This is a genomic window from Microtetraspora sp. AC03309, assembly GCF_020826795.1.
GTDB classification, from domain to species: domain Bacteria; phylum Actinomycetota; class Actinomycetes; order Streptosporangiales; family Streptosporangiaceae; genus Microtetraspora; species Microtetraspora glauca.
This window is the reverse complement of sequence record NZ_JADDIL010000004.1, coordinates 123245-137580: the sequence shown is the minus strand read 5'-3', so window position 1 is coordinate 137580 and position 14336 is coordinate 123245. Positions and strand designations below refer to the sequence as shown.

Genomic DNA, 14336 nt, shown 5'->3' with positions numbered 1-14336 from the left:
GCGCCGCGGTTGACGCTGACGGCTCACGGAACCGTGAAGCGGATGAACCCGGCGTACATCCCCATGCCGCACGCGTAGCGGAGGTCGCCCGGCGGCCGGGACGCCAGCCGTACGACGCCCTGGCCGGTCACGGGCAGCACGACGTCGTCGCCGTCCACCGAGACGGTACGGGTGCACCCGTGGTTGTCCCGGGTACGGAAGACGATCTCCAGCGGTCGACCGGCCCGGGCCGTGGCGATTCCGGGCCGGAACCCGCGTTCTGTCGCCCAGACCGTGATCTGCTGGACGCCGCCGGGCCCGGCCGACGCGGCGGTGTTGGCCCGGGTGCCGGCCCCCGCGGCGAGGCCGAACGCGGTACCCCCGAGTTCGGGCAGCCAACCACCGAGGCGGAGTCCCGACGACACCGTGACGAGCCCGGCGATGAGCGCGACCACTCCGGTGAGGGCCGCCAGCCGGGTCGAGGAGAGACGGCGCAGCAGCAGCCCGAGCACCGCGAAGGCCGGAGCGGTCCCGAGGACGAATCCGGCCATCGCCGCCGCGCCCGCGAGCGCCGACCCGGTGGAGACGGCCGCGACCTCCATGCTGATCGTCACGCCGCAGGGGACGAGAACCGTGGCCGCGCCCAGCGACAGGCCGCGCCGTACCGGTGACCGGACGACAGGACGCGGGTCCGGACGCCCCGGCGAGCAGCCCGGCGCCTCGCGGTGCCGGATGAGCCCGATGGCGAAGACCATCACCATGAGCCCGGCCCCGACGAGCAGTGCCGCCCGCACGGGCGCTCCGAGTCGTACGGCCGAGCCCGCCATGCCGAGCAGCGCACCGGCGAGCGTGTGGGAGGCCAGCCGCCCGGAGAGGAACGCCCCCACCGCGATGGCGTCCGTCGCCGTCGGCCTCCCGCTCCCGTGACCGGCCGCCGGGGAAGGGGAATGCGAGGGATCGGGTCCCACCGGCTCCGGTTCCGGGCGCGTGGCCGATCGTGAGGGTCTGGTCAGGCCGACGAGCAGGCCCCCCTGAACCGCCGTGCACGAGGCGGTGCCCGCCGCGAGGCCCGCGGCGAACCCGCCGACGAAGAGGGCGGCCGGACCCACGTTCAGGTGACGAGAGCCAGATCGTCCAGCGTGCCGTTCTTCGCGGCCTCGACGATGGAGCCGAACTGGTCGAGGCTCATTTCCACCCGTTGCCCGAAATCATCGGTGATGACCACTTGACGGTCCGGCGGAGCGGACGAGTCGACGAAGAGCTCAGGGCAGCCGCAGCTGCAGTTGCCGCAGAAACGCGCGATGGATCTCACAGCGTCCTCCTTGAGGCGTGTCTACTCGCGCAACCTAACGTGGTGATCCGAGGACGACCAGTAACAGTTCGGTGGCTCCGTCAGGACATCACCCGGCCTCCCGCGACGTCGATGGTCAACCCGGTGAGCCAGGACGAGGCGTCCGACGCGAGGAACAACGTCGCGTCGGCGACGTCCTCCGGCGTGCCGAGGCGGCGCAGCGGGTGCAGCGCGGCGACCTGCTCCTGCGCCTCGGGCGACATGTGCCGGGCCGTCCTCTCCGTCCGTACGGCCGAGGGCGACACGCAGTTGACGCGGACGCCGTACGGTCCGGTCTCGGCGGCGACGTGCCTGGTCAGCATGACGATCCCGGCCTTCGCGGCGGCGTACGGCGCGGGAGCCTGGCTGGCCTGGCGGCCCGCCGTCGAGGCCATCGTGATGATCGAGCCGGACCGGCGCTCCTTCATCCCGGGCAGGAAGCTCTTGAGCACCAGGAAGGTGGCCGTCAGGTTGCCGTCGACGCTGGAGTGCCATTCCTCCTCGGTCAGCCGCTCGATCGGCCCCGGTGGAGCGATGCCGCCACCCGCGAAGACCGCAAGGATCTCCACGGGTCCCAGCGTGCTCTCCGTGTGGCCGCGCATGGCCTCGACGGCGGCGAAATCGGTGGAGTCCGCGGCGAACCCGTCGGCCGTGCCGCCCGCCGCCGCGATCCCCTTCACCGTCGCGTCGATGGCCGCGCTGTCCCGCCCGTTGACGAGTACCTTCGCTCCGCTCATCGCCAGCGCGTACGCGGTCGCCGCGCCGATGCCGCGCGATCCTCCGGTGACGACGGCCACCTTGCCCTGCAGGTCGGGATAGATCCGGTTCATGACGGCCCCCTTGGCCTTCGATCGGTACGAGTGGACGGCTCCCAGCCTGTCTTCTCCGATCGGTTCGGACGTCCCCGGAGCGGATCATCCCCGTCTACCGTTCCGGTGGTGTTCCGCCCGCCCGCCCGTACTCCGCCCGTTGTACGCCTTGTCGCACAGGGTTACCGATGCCGAAGGAGCACGATGAGTCGCCTGGCGGCCTTCCTCGACGAGGCTGACATGGAACCCGCAAAAGGCCGGCCCGGCGTGTTCGTCATCGCCGCGGCGGTTGTCGAGATCGAGCAGTCCATACTGCTGCGATCCTTCCTGCGGTCGCCGGTCAGGCCGGAGGACGCCGAGCCGAGGCACGATTTCGCCCGATTGCACGTGGCACGTATCAAGGACAAGCGTCGCACGAGGGAGATCATTTCCACCCTCGCGGTGTTGCGGGGCGTGACCTTCGTCGTTGGTTACGCCGTCGGCTACCGCGATGGCCGAGGGAAAGACGAACTGGTCGCAGTGGTACGAGCCGCACACCGCCTTGATCGATGTTCCGTTCCTGGGGCGGAAGGGCGAATAAACGCGCCGAGCCGGGGTCCCGGCTGCGCGGGGGTTCCCGGCTCCACGACTTCCGGCTTCCTATGGAAGCCGGCTTCGACACAAACGTTACGGATCGCGGTGGGGATGTCAACCGAAAGTGAGGGACTGAGGTGGGCGTAGCCGTGTGGAAGCGGCGCTCATCGCCTATGAAGCGGGACTGACCTATCCGTCCTGGTGTCGCTGAGCAGGACGCGCAGGGCGGTCAGCCCCCGCGCCCACCCGGCCAGCGAGGTCACGGGCGCGGACACGGCCAGCATGAACAGGGGTGCCGCGATCACGCCCAGCAGGATTCCGGCGAGGACGTCGTGCGGGAAGTGCACGCCGACGAAGACGCGGGAGAACGCCCCGAGTACGGCGAGTACCGTCACGTACGGCAGGGTGCGGCGCCAGGCGACGACCAGGGCGGCGGCGGCCGCGGCGACGAGCGTCGAGTGGTTGCTCGGCAGGGACCAGTCCCCGAGCGGCGGGCACTGGGCGATCGTGACGACGTCGTGCACGATCCGGCAGGGCCGATCCTCCCGGATGAAGGTCTTGATCACCTCGCTGGCGACGTAGGCCACCACCATCGCGACGGGCGCGAGCAGCGCCAGGGCCATCGTGCGGTCGTCCCGCCTCCTGGCCCGCCACCACGCGCCCAGGAAAAGCACGGCGAAGACGAAGAGCACTCCGTCCGTCCCGACCTCGGCCAGTTTCTGGAACCAGTGCGGGGTGCTCCCGGCGAACTCGACGATGTCCCGGTACCACTCCGCGCTGATGTCGGGAATGTCATCGAACTGGTTGTCCATCTGCCGTTCTCCGTACTGTCACTGATCGTTAACCGATTAGAGGACAGTACGGCCATTCGGCAGTAAATGCGGTCATCCGAAGTCGTGGATCCGGGTTGACCTTGTCAATGTCCGCCGATGTCCGCCGATGTCCGCCGATGTCGGACGCGGCCGGACGCCGCCGGATGTCAGAGCCAGCCCGGCCGGACCAGCCCGGACTCGTATGCGATCACGACGAGCTGGGCGCGGTCGCGGGCGCGGAGCTTCATCATCGCGCGGCTGACATGGGTCTTGGCGGTCGCCGGCGACATGAACAGCGTGCCCGCGATCTCGTCGTTGGTCATGCCCGTGCCGACCAGGCCGAGGACCTCGCGTTCCCGGTCGGTCAGCACGTCCAGCTCCCGCGCCGCCCCGGGGGACTTCGCCCTGGCGGCGTACTCGCCGATGAGGCGGCGGGTCACGCTCGGCGACAGCAGCGCGTCTCCGGACGCGACCACCCGGACCGCCTGGATGAGCTCCGCGGGTTCGGTGTCCTTGACCAGGAAGCCGCTCGCGCCGTTCCGCAGGGCCTCGAAGACGTACTCGTCCAGCTCGAACGTCGTCAGCATGATGATCCTCGTGGCGTCGAGCGAGGCGTCGGCGCCGATCGTCTTCGTGGCGGTCAGGCCGTCCGTGCCGGGCATGCGGATGTCCATCAGCACCACGTCGGGGTGGAGTTCCCGCGCCAGCCGTACGGCCTCCGCGCCGTCGCCGGCCTCGCCCACCACGGTCATGCCGTCCTGGGCGTCGAGCAGGGCGCGGAACCCCGCCCGGACCAGCGCCTGGTCGTCGGCCAGCACGATTGTGATCACTTGGGCTCCTCGTCGGACGGTGCGGGCAGGGGAAGCGTCGCGGCGACGCGGAAACCGCCCTCGGCCCGCGGTCCGGCCGACAACGACCCGCCCAGCGCGGCGGCCCGCTCGCGCATGCCGGGGATGCCGTTGCCGCCGCCGAGACCGGGTACGGCCCTCGCCGCGCCCGCGCCGTCGTCCTCGACGAGGACGGCCAGTTCGCGGCGGTCGTACGAGATGCGGAGGGCCACCCGGGAGCCGGGGGCGTGGCGGGTGATGTTGGTGAGGGACTCCTGGACGATCCGGTATCCGGCCCGGTTGACGCCGGGCGGCACGGCCCTGACGTCGCCGTCGATCGTGACGTTCACTCGCAGGCCGCTGCGCTCGACCAACTCGTCCAGCCGGTCCATCCCGGCGGTGGGGGAGCGCGGCGCGTCGTCCCGCAGGACGCTGAGCACGCCGCGCATCTCCGTCAGCACGTCCTTGGACGCCTGTTTGATCGTGGCGAGGGCCGTGCGCGCCTGCTCGGGATGGTCGTCGATCAGGTGCAGGGCGGTGGACGCCTGGACGTGGATCAGCGAGATGTTGTGCGCGAGGACGTCGTGCAGTTCCTGGGCCATGCTGAGCCGCTCCTCGCTGGCCTGGCGCCTGGACTCCTCGGCGGCCACCCGTTCCCGCTCGATCAATCGCCCGCGCCTGGCCCGGTAGAACTCCGCGACGGTGAGGGTGAGCAGCAGGAACGCCGCGACGGCCGTGTGGTGGAACCAGCCCTGCGGCTCGGGGATGAGCCAGGTGGCGTACGCGACGAAGAACAGGAACGTGGCGCCCCCGGCGAGCCACGCGGCCAGGCGGTGTCCGGAGACGATCGCAGAGAAGAGCACGACCGCCGGGCTGATGAACACCGGGCCGTAGGCGAAGTCCAGCAGCAGGTACACCCAGGTGGCGGCCAGCGTGGCCAGTAGGGCGTCGACCGGGAACCGGCGGCGCACGGCGAGGGCGAGCGGCCCCACGAGCAGCAGCGCGTAGCCGCGCCAGTCCAGCGGCACCCGGCCGAGTCTCTCGACCGAGACCTGGCCGTATTCCGCGCCGCGCGATCCGAGCGTCTGGGCGACCGCCACGGTCAGCGGCAGGACGCACTGAGCCAGGTGGTGCCATCGGGAGCGGTTGCGCACATCAGCACGCTAGCCAGTACGGCCGACCACTTCATCCGCCCGGCGCCGGAGCGTGGACTACACCGCCGGGAGTAGTCGCGGCCTCCAGGTATGTTGAGGATTCAACCATTTTGTGCATGCGGTAAGGAGCATTATGTCCAGGCCGATTCTCCAGATCATCGTGGCGAGCACCCGTCCCGGCCGGGTCGGCCTGCCGGTGGCCGAGTGGTTCCGTGACCGCGCCGTCGCCCAGGGTGTCTTCGACGTCGAGGTCGTGGACCTCGCCGAGGTCGACCTGCCGTTCATGAACGAGCCGCACCACCCGCGGCTCCGGCAGTACGTCCACCAGCACACCAAGGAGTGGAGCGCGACGGTCGAGCGGGCCGACGCGTTCGTGCTCGTCACCCCCGAGTACAACCACAGCTTCAACGCGGTGCTGAAGAACGCGCTGGACTACCTGCACGGCGAGTGGCAGTACAAGCCGGTCGGCTTCGTCAGCTACGGCGGCGTGTCCGCGGGCACCCGGGCCGTGCAGATGCTCAAGCAGATCGTCTCCGGGCTGAAGATGCTGCCCGTCGTCGAGGCGGTCGCCATCCCGTTCGTTCGGGAGTTCGTCGACGAGGAGGGGCGCGTGCGGCCCAACGACGTCATGAACCAGTCGGCCGACGCGATGCTCGCCGAGATCGCCCGGCTCGCCCCGGCGTTCCACAGCCTGCGGGCGCCCTCGGCTCCCTGAGTCGAGCCCGCCGTCCGCGGTCGGCCGTTGGCCGGATGCGGACAACGCCATGGCCGTTCCTGACTCGCTCAGTCATGCTGGAGTGATCTGTGGAGGTCGCTCATGCGCATCAAGGGACACCAGGGCGCACTCGCGCCGCTCGCGCTCATCCTCGTCACCGGTCTCGTCTCCCCGCCCGCACACGCTCTGCCGGAGCTGGGCCCCACGGTCGGCCGGCAGGTCGGCCGGCAGGTCGGCCGCGAGCCGGGCAAGGTCCCTGTCGCGGAAGGGTACGGCGGCGCGGTGGCGACCGTCGACCTGGACGCGAGCAGGGCGGCACTGAAGATCCTCAGGCAGGGCGGCAACGCGATGGACGCGGCCGTGGCGGCGGCCGCCACTCTCGGCGTGACCGAGCCGTACTCCGCGGGGCTCGCGGGCGGCGGCTTCATCGTCTACTACGACGCCCGGCGCAAGGGCGTGTTCACGATCGACGGCAGGGAGACCGCGCCGCGGGCGATGACCGCGACCTCCTTCGAGGGCATCCCGTTCGCGGAGGCGGTGACGAGCGGGCTCTCCGCGGGCGTGCCCGGCAGCGTCGCGCAGTGGGACCTCGCGCTGCGCCGGTTCGGCACGCTCCCGCTCAGCCAGGCCCTGCGGCCCGCGATCGAGGTCGCGGAGCGGGGCTTCGTCGTCGACCAGACGTTCCGCGACCAGACGGCGGACAACGCGGACCGGTTCAAGGACTTCACCTCCACCTCCCGGCTGTACCTGCCCGGAGGGCAGCCGCCCGCCGTCGGCTCCACGTTCCGCAATCCCGACCTCGCCGCCACCTACCGCGAGTTGGGCAGGCGCGGCCCGTCCTGGTTGTACGGCGGGGCGCTCGGCGCGGAGGTCGTCGCCACGGTGAAGCGCCCGCCGGTCACGACCGGCTCGTCCCGCGTGGTCAGGCCCGGGTTGATGGAGCTCTCCGACCTGCGCGCCTACCGGGCACTCGAACGCCCGCCGACGCACGTCAGCGTCAAGGGCCTCGACGTGTACGGCATGGCGCCCCCGTCCTCGGGCGGGTCGACCGTCGGCGAGGCGCTCGGCATCCTCGCGGCGCTCGGTGAGGACGGCGAGACCACCGGACTGCACAGGTATCTGGAGGCGTCACGGCTGGCCTTCGCCGACAGGAACAGGTTCGTGGGCGATCCCGCGTACGTGGACGTGCCGCTGGAGGGGCTGCTGTCGGAGGGGTTCGCCAAGGAGCGGGCGTGCCTCGTCGGCCCGGTCGCCATGCCGAACCCGGCGGCGCCCGGCTCACCCGACGGGACGTACGAGCCCTGCTCGGCGGCGTCCCCCGCCGCCGGCTCCGGCGCCTCCGGTGACCTGCGGGACAAGGGCGTCACGGAGCAGGCGGTTCAGGAGGAGAAACCCGAGGGGCCGGAGACGACGCACCTCGTGGTGACCGACAGGTGGGGCGACGTCGTCGCGTACAACATCACGATCGAGCAGACCGGAGGCAACGGCATCGTCGTGCCCGGTCGCGGGTTCCTGCTGAACAACCAACTGACCGACTTCACGTTCGGCCCGGCTCCCGGGGATCCGAACCTGCCCGCGCCCGGCAAGCGGCCGCGCTCGTCGATGGCTCCCACGATCGTGCTGAAGGACGGCAGGCCGTTGCTCGCGGTCGGCTCCCCTGGAGGCGCGACGATCATCACGACCGTGCTGCAGATCCTGGTCAACCGGTTCGACCGCGGGATGGCCCTGCCGGAGGCGCTCGCCGCGCCCCGGGCCTCACAGCGGAACGCGGCCGCCACGCAGGCGGAGCCCGCCTTCATCGACCGGTACGGCACGGCGCTCGCCGCGCTCGGGCACGCGTTCACGTCCACGCCCGAGATCGGCGCCGCCACCGGGCTGGAGTTCCTCGGCCGCGGCAGGGTCCAGGCCGTCGCTGAACCGGTCCGCAGAGGCGGCGGCAGCGCCCTGGTCGTGTCCCCCTGATCGCCGGTACTCGCCGGCCGAGCGCAGCCGACGCAGTGTCCAGCCGTGTCCGTCCGGGTCGAGCGGGCCGGTCGCGACCGTGAACAGCTCGGCCGCGCGCCGGTAGGACAGGCGGCCCCGTCCGGTCACCGGGCAGCGGTCGCGGACCGGCGTGCCGGGAGAGGCCCGCCTGCGGGCAAGGAACACCGGGCCCTCGCTCCTGCCGACCAGGAGCAGGGCGAGCAACCGGGCCGCGCCCGCCCCCCAGCGGACGCCGCGGTCCGCGCGTACCCGCCTCCGGAGGAGGTCGAGGTCGTCGACGTTGAGCGCGAGCAGGCGCTCGATGGGTGCGGTGGTCTCGTAGATCATGCGCCAGCACGCCTGCTCGCGCAGGCCGGCAGGGAGGCCGAAGACCGCGGCGACCTGTTCGGGGGACAGGCCGAGAGGAGCCGCCCGAGGGGTCGCGGGCGGGCGCAGCCGGGCGAGCGGGTCGCGGCTGATCCAGCCGCGCGTCCGCCACCAGGTGACCGCGCCGCGCAGGATCGACAGCTCGCGGCTCACCGTACGCGGATCGGCGACGGTGGCGCGCCAGGCGAGGGCGTCGGCGAGCCGGTCCGCGGCGTCCGGGGCGTCGAACAGCGCGAGCGGCACGATCGGAGCGGTGGCGCCGCGCCGCGCCCGGCCCGGCGGAGCGGCCCGCCGTACGAGCGGCCACGTCCAGCTCGCCAGGGCGATGCGGTAGACGCGGCGGGACGCCTCGGTGAGCCGCAGGGTCGCCAGATAGTGGTCGACCGCTACGGCGTACTCGACCGGCGCCAGGGGTGTCGTCATGTCGTGTTCACACCTACCGCAGTAAAAAACAGGGCCGCGCGATGCCGTTCTCTCGGAAAATACCAGGTCGGAACGGGTCTGCCGGCACGGGCAGAACATGCAGTAAAGAGACTCAGCCTTCTTGCGTCAGGCGATTGCAGGAGTGGCCGGCGGCGGCGCAGCCTTGGTGGCCATGGTGATGACATGGAAACGGCGGCGGCTTGCCGCTCTGGCCGATCGTGACCTCCGGCTGTTCTTCGCCGGAGCCGCGGTGTCGATGCTGGGCTCGGCGACGGCGTCGGTGGCGACGCCCTTCGCCCTGCTCGACAGCGGCGGAGACGAGGCGGAGCTCGGCTACGTGATGGCCGCCCGGATCATCCCCATGGTGGTGTTCCTGCTGGTCGGCGGAGTTGTCGCGGACCGCATCGGGCCGCGGCGCGTGATGGTGGCCTCCGAGATCCTGCGCTGCGCCACGCAGGCCGCTCTCGCGGGTGCGCTGCTCCTCGGCCGCCCCGGCGTCTGGACGTTCGTCGTACTGGTCGCGCTGTGGGGCGTGGGCGAGGCGTTCTCCAACCCGGCCCAGGCGTCCCTCATCCCGCGGATCGCCCGGGGTGACATGCTGCGCGACGCCAACGCGCTGGCTGGTCTCGCCCAGTCGACGTCGACGGTCGCCGGGCCCGCCCTCGCCGGTGTCGCCGTCGCGACGCTGGGCTCGGGCGTGGTCATCGCGTTCGACGCGGTCACGTACGCGGTGGGAGCCGTCTGCCTCGCGTTGTTGCGGGTCGAGGACCGGTCCGCCGCGCCGGTCGCCGGGGCGGAGGCCACGCCCATGTGGGCGGCGCTGCGCCAGGGCTGGGCGCGGTTCCGCTCCCACACCTGGCTGTGGGTGACGACCGCGCAGTTCACGTTGTTCAACCTGCTCGTGTGGGCGCCGTTCCTCGTGCTCGGCCCGGTGGTCGCGCACCAGCGCCCCGGGGGCGCGCGGGAGTGGGGGCTGGTGATGACCCTGTACGGCGCGGGCGCCGTGGTGGGAGGACTGGCCTCCATGGGAGGCCGGACGCCCCGCCGCCCGCTGGTGGTCGCGACGGTCGCCTCGGTCGGCTGGGCGTTGCCCTCTGCCGCCCTGGCGGCCGGCCTGCCCACGACGCCGGTCGCGGGCGCGGCGCTCGTGGCGGGTGTCGGATCCGCCGTCTGCGCGGTGCTCTACGCGACCACCAACCAGCGGCATCTGCCGCCCGAGGTCCTCGCCCGCGTCACCTCCATCACCACGCTGGGCGCGTTCGCCCTCGGCCCGCTCGGCCTGGCCGCCGCGGGGCCGGTCGCGTCGGCCGTCGGGGTCGCCGCCGTCCTGGGCTTCGGCGCCGTGTGGCAGGTCGCCACCTCGGCGTTCGTGCTCGCCGTGCCCGCCGTACGACGGCTGGAGTCGCACGGCTCCCGCGAGGAGGACCTGACCGCGGCGCGGACCTGATCGTTAGGACGCGCCGGGCGTGCCGGGCGAGGCGGGCGCGTCGGGCGTGTACGGCGGGAGGCCGAGGTGGACGGAGATCACGCGGAGCAGGGCGTCGTGCATGCGCGTCCTGGTCAGGCCGGCCACCTGGGTCGCCACCGCGATCTCCAGGCCGTCGATCTGGGTGAGGATCAGGTCCACGGTCTCGTCGATGTCGGACGACAGCCGGAACGCGCCGCTGGCGAGGCCCTCCTCGATCGCGGCCTTCATCGGGGCCCGCCAGCCGTCGTACTGGATGCCGAAGAGGCGCCGGAGCTCCTTGTCCCTGGCCGACGCGGCGGCGATCTCCATGAAGGTCAGGCAGCGGTTCCGGAAGCCGCGCGGCTGGGTGATGTACTCCACCAGCCCGCGGATGCGGTCCCACGGCTCGGCGTGGCGGGAGGCGATCTCCTCCAGCCCCTGGACGATCTTTCCGGTGTGGTGGGAGAAGGCGGCCAGCATCAGGCCGTCACGGGTCTCGTAGTAGTGCTGCAGGGTCCCGATGGACACCCCGGCGTGCTTGGCGACGTCGCGGAGCCGTACGCGTTCGTAGCCCATCTCGGAGACCAGCTCGATGACGGAGGCGAGGATCCGGCCCCGTTGACCGTCGGTCCGTAACTGCCGTGCGGCGTCCACCCGTTGCCCCTTCTTCGCCGGCCGTGGGCGGCGGGCGACCGTGGCGCGTCTGTCGCGCTGGACGGAACTATAACTGCGGATCTCGGCTGAAAGGAACTTCAGAATGCCTATTGACAAGCAGGTGAGAGCCCTCTTCTAATAATGCGGTACTAACGGACAGGCCGTTTGAGCAGCAGTTGAGCGGTCCGGTGAGCGACAGATCTGGAGGGGGTCGATGGGCAAGACGATCATCTGTCCCTGTCATGACGTGACCGTCGAGGACGTCCGCGCGATGCACGCGGCCGGCTACACCCATCCCGAGACCCTCAAGCGGGCGACGGCCGCCTTCATGGGCCCCTGCCAGGGCAAGCACTGCGCCGGCGTGGTGATGGCGCTGCTGCGCGAGCTGACCGGCGAGGGCGGCGAGAACGGCGAGCACGGCGCGCCCGTGACCCGCCGTCCCACCGCCCGCCCGCCGCTGCGGCCCGTCGCGCTCGGCCTGCTCGCCGCCGCGGCCGAGACCGCGGGACCGGCGGCCGAGACGCGGGCGGGGGGTGCCTGAGCGATGGCGATCCCCGGAGCCGCCCGGACCCCGCTGCGCCGCTCGTACGACGCCGTCATCATCGGAGCGGGCGTGCAGGGCCTGGCCCTCGCCTACGAGTTGGCCAAGCTCGGTGTCCGCGACGTCGCCGTGCTCGACCGGAGCTACCCCGGCGGGGGCGGCAGCGGGCGCAACGGCGAGATGATCCGCTCGGCGTTCGGCTCCCGCGAATGGAGCGGGCTGTTCGACGAGTCGCTGCGCCGCTGGCGCACGCTGTCCGCCGAACTCGACTTCAACGTGCTGTTCTCCGGCAGCGGCTACCTCGTGCTGGCCTCCACACCCGAGCAGGTCGAGCGCTGCCGGGCCGACGTCGTACGGCAGGCCGAGCTGGGCCTGCGCTCGGAGTTCGTCACCGCTGAGGAGGCGCGGAAGATCGCCCCCGAGGTCAACCCCGACCTGGCGCTCGGCGGCGTCTACCAGGACCACGCCGGGTTCGCCCACCACGACGCCGTCGTCTGGGGCTACGCCAGGGCCGCCGCGCGGCTCGGCGTGGAGCTGCACACCGGGGTGACCGTCACCGGCGTCGACGTCGCCGGAGGAGCGGTCCGCGGCGTACGCACCGACAAGGGGACCGTCTCCGCGCCGATCGTGGTGAACGCCGCGGGCGGGGCCGCCCGGCGGATCGCCGACATGGCGGGGGTCGACCTCCCCACGCGCACCTGCCGCCTGGAGATGATCGTCACCGAGTCCGTCGCGCCGTTCCTGCGGCCCGCGCTCGCCACCCTGGACCTGCTCGGCTACTGCCACCAGACCGCGAGGGGCGAGTTCGTCGGCGGCACCGAGCTGCCCGTGCCCGACGTCAGCGACAGCCTCAACGGCACCTACGACCTGCTCCTGGACATGGCCGCCAAGTTCGTACGGCTGCTGCCCCGGCTGGCCGGCGTCCGGCTGCTCCGGCACTGGGCCGGGCTGGTCGACCAGAGCGAGGACCTGTCCCCGGTGATCGGGCCGGTCCCCGAGGTCAGCGGCTTCTACCTCACCTGCGGGTGGGTCTACGGCTTCATGGGCGCCCCGGCCACCGGCGCGCTGCTCGCCCGGGGCATCCACGACGGCGTCATGCCCGAACTGATCCGTCCCTTCTCTGTCACCAGGCTGCACGAGGGCCGGTTCATCGAGGAAGGCGCCCTCGTGGTCGCCGCGGAGGAAGGGAACGCCGCGTGAACCTGCGGATCACCGGCCACCCGGCCGCGCCGTACGCGCGGGCCCGCCGTGTCGGCTTCACCTTCGAGGGTCGCACGCTCCACGGATACGAGGGCGAGCCCGTGGCGACCGCCCTGCACGCCGCCGGGGTGCGGGTGCTGTCGCGCAGCTTCAAGTACCACCGCCCCAGGGGCATCGGGCTGACCTGCGGCGCGCCGTCGTGCCCCAACTGCCAGCTCACCATCGACGGGCAGTACGGCGTGCCGGGGTGCGCGACGCCGCTGCGCGGCGGCGAGACCGTGCGGCGCGAACGTTCCTGGCCCAGCGCGGACCGTGACCTGTTCGGCCTGATCGACCGGTTCTCCGCGTTCGTCCCCGCGGGCTTCCAGTTCCGCCTGTTCCGCCGCTCGCCCCGCCTCGCCCACCTGGCCGAGCGCGTCATGGGCCTGGTCGCGGGCGGCGCGCGCGAGGTCACGCCCGACGCGATCGCGCGTGCCGCGCGGCCCGGCCTGGGCCACCGGCGGACCGCGCTGGCCGTCGTCGGCGGAGGGGCGGCCGGGCTGGCCGCCGCGCTCGCGGCCGCGGACGCCGGGATGGAGGTCGTCCTGGTGGACCAGGGCGAGGAGCCGGGCGGGACGCTGCGCGCGGAGACGGGCCCGGTCAGGACGCCGGACGGCGGCCAGACGCCGGGGTTCGCGCTCGTCGCCGGGCTGGCGGCCAGAGCGGCGGCCCACCCGTCGATCGAGGTGCTCGCCGGATCCACCGCACTCGGCTGGTACGAGGGCGGCGTGCTGCCGGTGCACACCCCGGCCGGGGTACTGACGCTGCGGCCGGAACGGCTCCTGGTCGCGACCGGCGACTACGACCAGCCACTGCTCTTCCCCGGCAACGACCGTCCCGGCGTCATGCTGGCCGGCGCGGTCCAGCGCCTGATCAACGTCGATCACGTACGGCCCGGCCACCGTGCCGTCGTGGTGACCGCCGACCCCCACGGCTACGCGGTGGCCGCACAGCTCCGCGCGGTCGGCGTCGAGATCGTCGCCCTGGTCGACGCCCGAGGCGAGGCGGAGGCGGGGGCGGACGCCGCGGCGTCCTTCCCGTCGGGAGTCGCGGCCTCGGGGGTGCCGCACCTGACGGGACACACCGTGCGGGAGGCCCTCGGCCGCCGCAGGGTGACCGGCCTGGTGGTCCAGCACCGTCACGGGGCGCGTATCGTGCGGCTGAGCTGCGACGTCGTCGTGGTCTCCGCGGGACGGCGCCCCGCCGAGGAGTTGCTCCTCCAGCGGCTCTACCACGGGGACATCACACTCGACGCCGGGTTCGGCGGTGCCTCCGGGGACGGCGGGCTGCCCGGCGGCGTGGCCGTGGCCGGCGGCGCCGCCGGGGTCACCGACCCCGCCGCCGCGCTGGACATGGGCGCCGAGGAAGGCGCCCGCCTGGCCCGGTGGTCGCCGTGACCCGGCACTCCAGGGTGGTCCGAGTCCTCTCCTCGGATCGGCCCGAAATTTCGAAATACCCCCTCTCGCCCGGCCAGGCTGGGCGGC

At 72.5% G+C, this 14336-nt stretch carries 14 protein-coding genes; 7 read left to right on the top strand and 7 right to left on the bottom strand.

Going from position 1 to position 14336, the window contains the following annotated elements; all coding sequences use genetic code 11:
* Window positions 1–23: 23 nt before the first annotated feature.
* The 3 genes from IMZ11_RS03765 to IMZ11_RS03755 all read right to left on the bottom strand — a co-directional run bounded on the left by IMZ11_RS03765 (window position 24) and on the right by IMZ11_RS03755 (window position 2139).
* Entirely contained in the window at window positions 24–1088 is a 1065-nt protein-coding gene (locus tag IMZ11_RS03765; RefSeq protein WP_228637499.1) for a sulfite exporter TauE/SafE family protein, read from the bottom strand.
* Window positions 1089–1090: 2 nt separating this feature from the next.
* The gene (locus tag IMZ11_RS03760) at window positions 1091–1291 is read right to left on the bottom strand and encodes a hypothetical protein (RefSeq protein WP_061253516.1); all 201 of its coding nucleotides are present in this window, start codon (window positions 1289–1291) and stop codon (window positions 1091–1093) included.
* Window positions 1292–1371: 80 nt separating this feature from the next.
* A complete protein-coding gene (locus IMZ11_RS03755) occupies window positions 1372–2139 on the bottom strand; it encodes an SDR family NAD(P)-dependent oxidoreductase (protein WP_061253517.1) in 768 nt (255 codons plus the stop codon).
* Window positions 2140–2322: 183 nt separating this feature from the next.
* Here IMZ11_RS03755 and IMZ11_RS03750 point away from each other — a divergent pair, with 183 nt between their 5' ends.
* Window positions 2323–2838, top strand: coding sequence for a hypothetical protein (locus IMZ11_RS03750; protein ID WP_228637498.1), 516 nt, complete (start codon window positions 2323–2325; stop codon window positions 2836–2838).
* A gap of 17 nt (window positions 2839–2855) precedes the next feature.
* Here IMZ11_RS03750 and IMZ11_RS03745 read toward each other — a convergent pair whose 3' ends face one another.
* From IMZ11_RS03745 to IMZ11_RS03735, 3 genes are all read right to left on the bottom strand, one after another.
* Window positions 2856–3503, bottom strand: a complete 648-nt coding sequence (locus IMZ11_RS03745; protein ID WP_228637497.1) for a phosphatase PAP2 family protein — start codon at window positions 3501–3503, stop codon at window positions 2856–2858.
* Window positions 3504–3670: 167 nt separating this feature from the next.
* Complete coding sequence (locus IMZ11_RS03740) at window positions 3671–4333, bottom strand: response regulator transcription factor (protein WP_228637496.1); 663 nt, start codon at window positions 4331–4333, stop codon at window positions 3671–3673.
* On the bottom strand, window positions 4330–5484 hold the full coding sequence (locus tag IMZ11_RS03735) for a histidine kinase (protein WP_228637495.1): 1155 nt from the start codon (window positions 5482–5484) through the stop codon (window positions 4330–4332). Before IMZ11_RS03735 ends, IMZ11_RS03740 begins: the two co-directional genes overlap by 4 nt.
* Before the next feature lie 133 nt (window positions 5485–5617).
* On the opposite strand from IMZ11_RS03735, the gene IMZ11_RS03730 reads away from it, so the two are divergent.
* The 3 genes from IMZ11_RS03730 to IMZ11_RS03720 all read left to right on the top strand — a co-directional run bounded on the left by IMZ11_RS03730 (window position 5618) and on the right by IMZ11_RS03720 (window position 10418).
* Window positions 5618–6199, top strand: coding sequence for an NADPH-dependent FMN reductase (locus tag IMZ11_RS03730; RefSeq protein ID WP_061253521.1), 582 nt, complete (start codon window positions 5618–5620; stop codon window positions 6197–6199).
* A 102-nt stretch (window positions 6200–6301) separates the two neighbouring features.
* Entirely contained in the window at window positions 6302–8161 is a 1860-nt protein-coding gene (locus IMZ11_RS03725) for a gamma-glutamyltransferase family protein (protein ID WP_228637494.1), read from the top strand.
* A gap of 982 nt (window positions 8162–9143) precedes the next feature.
* A complete protein-coding gene (locus IMZ11_RS03720; protein ID WP_228637493.1) occupies window positions 9144–10418 on the top strand; it encodes an MFS transporter in 1275 nt (424 codons plus the stop codon).
* Between the two features lie 3 nt (window positions 10419–10421).
* On the opposite strand, the gene IMZ11_RS03715 is transcribed toward IMZ11_RS03720, so the two are convergent.
* Window positions 10422–11072: a TetR/AcrR family transcriptional regulator gene (locus tag IMZ11_RS03715; RefSeq protein ID WP_228637492.1), complete on the bottom strand. Its 651-nt coding sequence runs from the start codon at window positions 11070–11072 to the stop codon at window positions 10422–10424.
* A 214-nt stretch (window positions 11073–11286) separates the two neighbouring features.
* Between IMZ11_RS03715 and IMZ11_RS03710 the strand changes: the two genes are divergently transcribed.
* The 3 genes from IMZ11_RS03710 to IMZ11_RS03700 are packed head-to-tail and all read left to right on the top strand — an operon-like array spanning window position 11287 to window position 14249.
* Entirely contained in the window at window positions 11287–11613 is a 327-nt protein-coding gene (locus IMZ11_RS03710) for a (2Fe-2S)-binding protein (protein ID WP_228637491.1), read from the top strand.
* A 3-nt stretch (window positions 11614–11616) separates the two neighbouring features.
* Window positions 11617–12813 (top strand): FAD-binding oxidoreductase, encoded by a 1197-nt coding sequence (locus IMZ11_RS03705; RefSeq protein ID WP_228637490.1) that lies wholly within the window; start codon window positions 11617–11619, stop codon window positions 12811–12813.
* On the top strand, window positions 12810–14249 hold the full coding sequence (locus IMZ11_RS03700; RefSeq protein ID WP_228637489.1) for a 2Fe-2S iron-sulfur cluster-binding protein: 1440 nt from the start codon (window positions 12810–12812) through the stop codon (window positions 14247–14249). Before IMZ11_RS03705 ends, IMZ11_RS03700 begins: the two co-directional genes overlap by 4 nt.
* The last annotated feature ends 87 nt before the right edge of the window (window positions 14250–14336 follow it).

Coding starts and splice junctions, on each gene's coding strand:
- IMZ11_RS03720 (WP_228637493.1), top strand. CDS start 9,144: ATGGTGATGACATGGAAACGGCGGCGGCTTGCCGCTCTGGCCGATCGT.
- IMZ11_RS03755 (WP_061253517.1), bottom strand. CDS start 2,139: ATGAACCGGATCTATCCCGACCTGCAGGGCAAGGTGGCCGTCGTCACC.
- IMZ11_RS03750 (WP_228637498.1), top strand. CDS start 2,323: ATGAGTCGCCTGGCGGCCTTCCTCGACGAGGCTGACATGGAACCCGCA.
- IMZ11_RS03705 (WP_228637490.1), top strand. CDS start 11,617: ATGGCGATCCCCGGAGCCGCCCGGACCCCGCTGCGCCGCTCGTACGAC.
- IMZ11_RS03710 (WP_228637491.1), top strand. CDS start 11,287: ATGGGCAAGACGATCATCTGTCCCTGTCATGACGTGACCGTCGAGGAC.
- IMZ11_RS03730 (WP_061253521.1), top strand. CDS start 5,618: ATGTCCAGGCCGATTCTCCAGATCATCGTGGCGAGCACCCGTCCCGGC.
- IMZ11_RS03725 (WP_228637494.1), top strand. CDS start 6,302: ATGCGCATCAAGGGACACCAGGGCGCACTCGCGCCGCTCGCGCTCATC.
- IMZ11_RS03745 (WP_228637497.1), bottom strand. CDS start 3,503: ATGGACAACCAGTTCGATGACATTCCCGACATCAGCGCGGAGTGGTAC.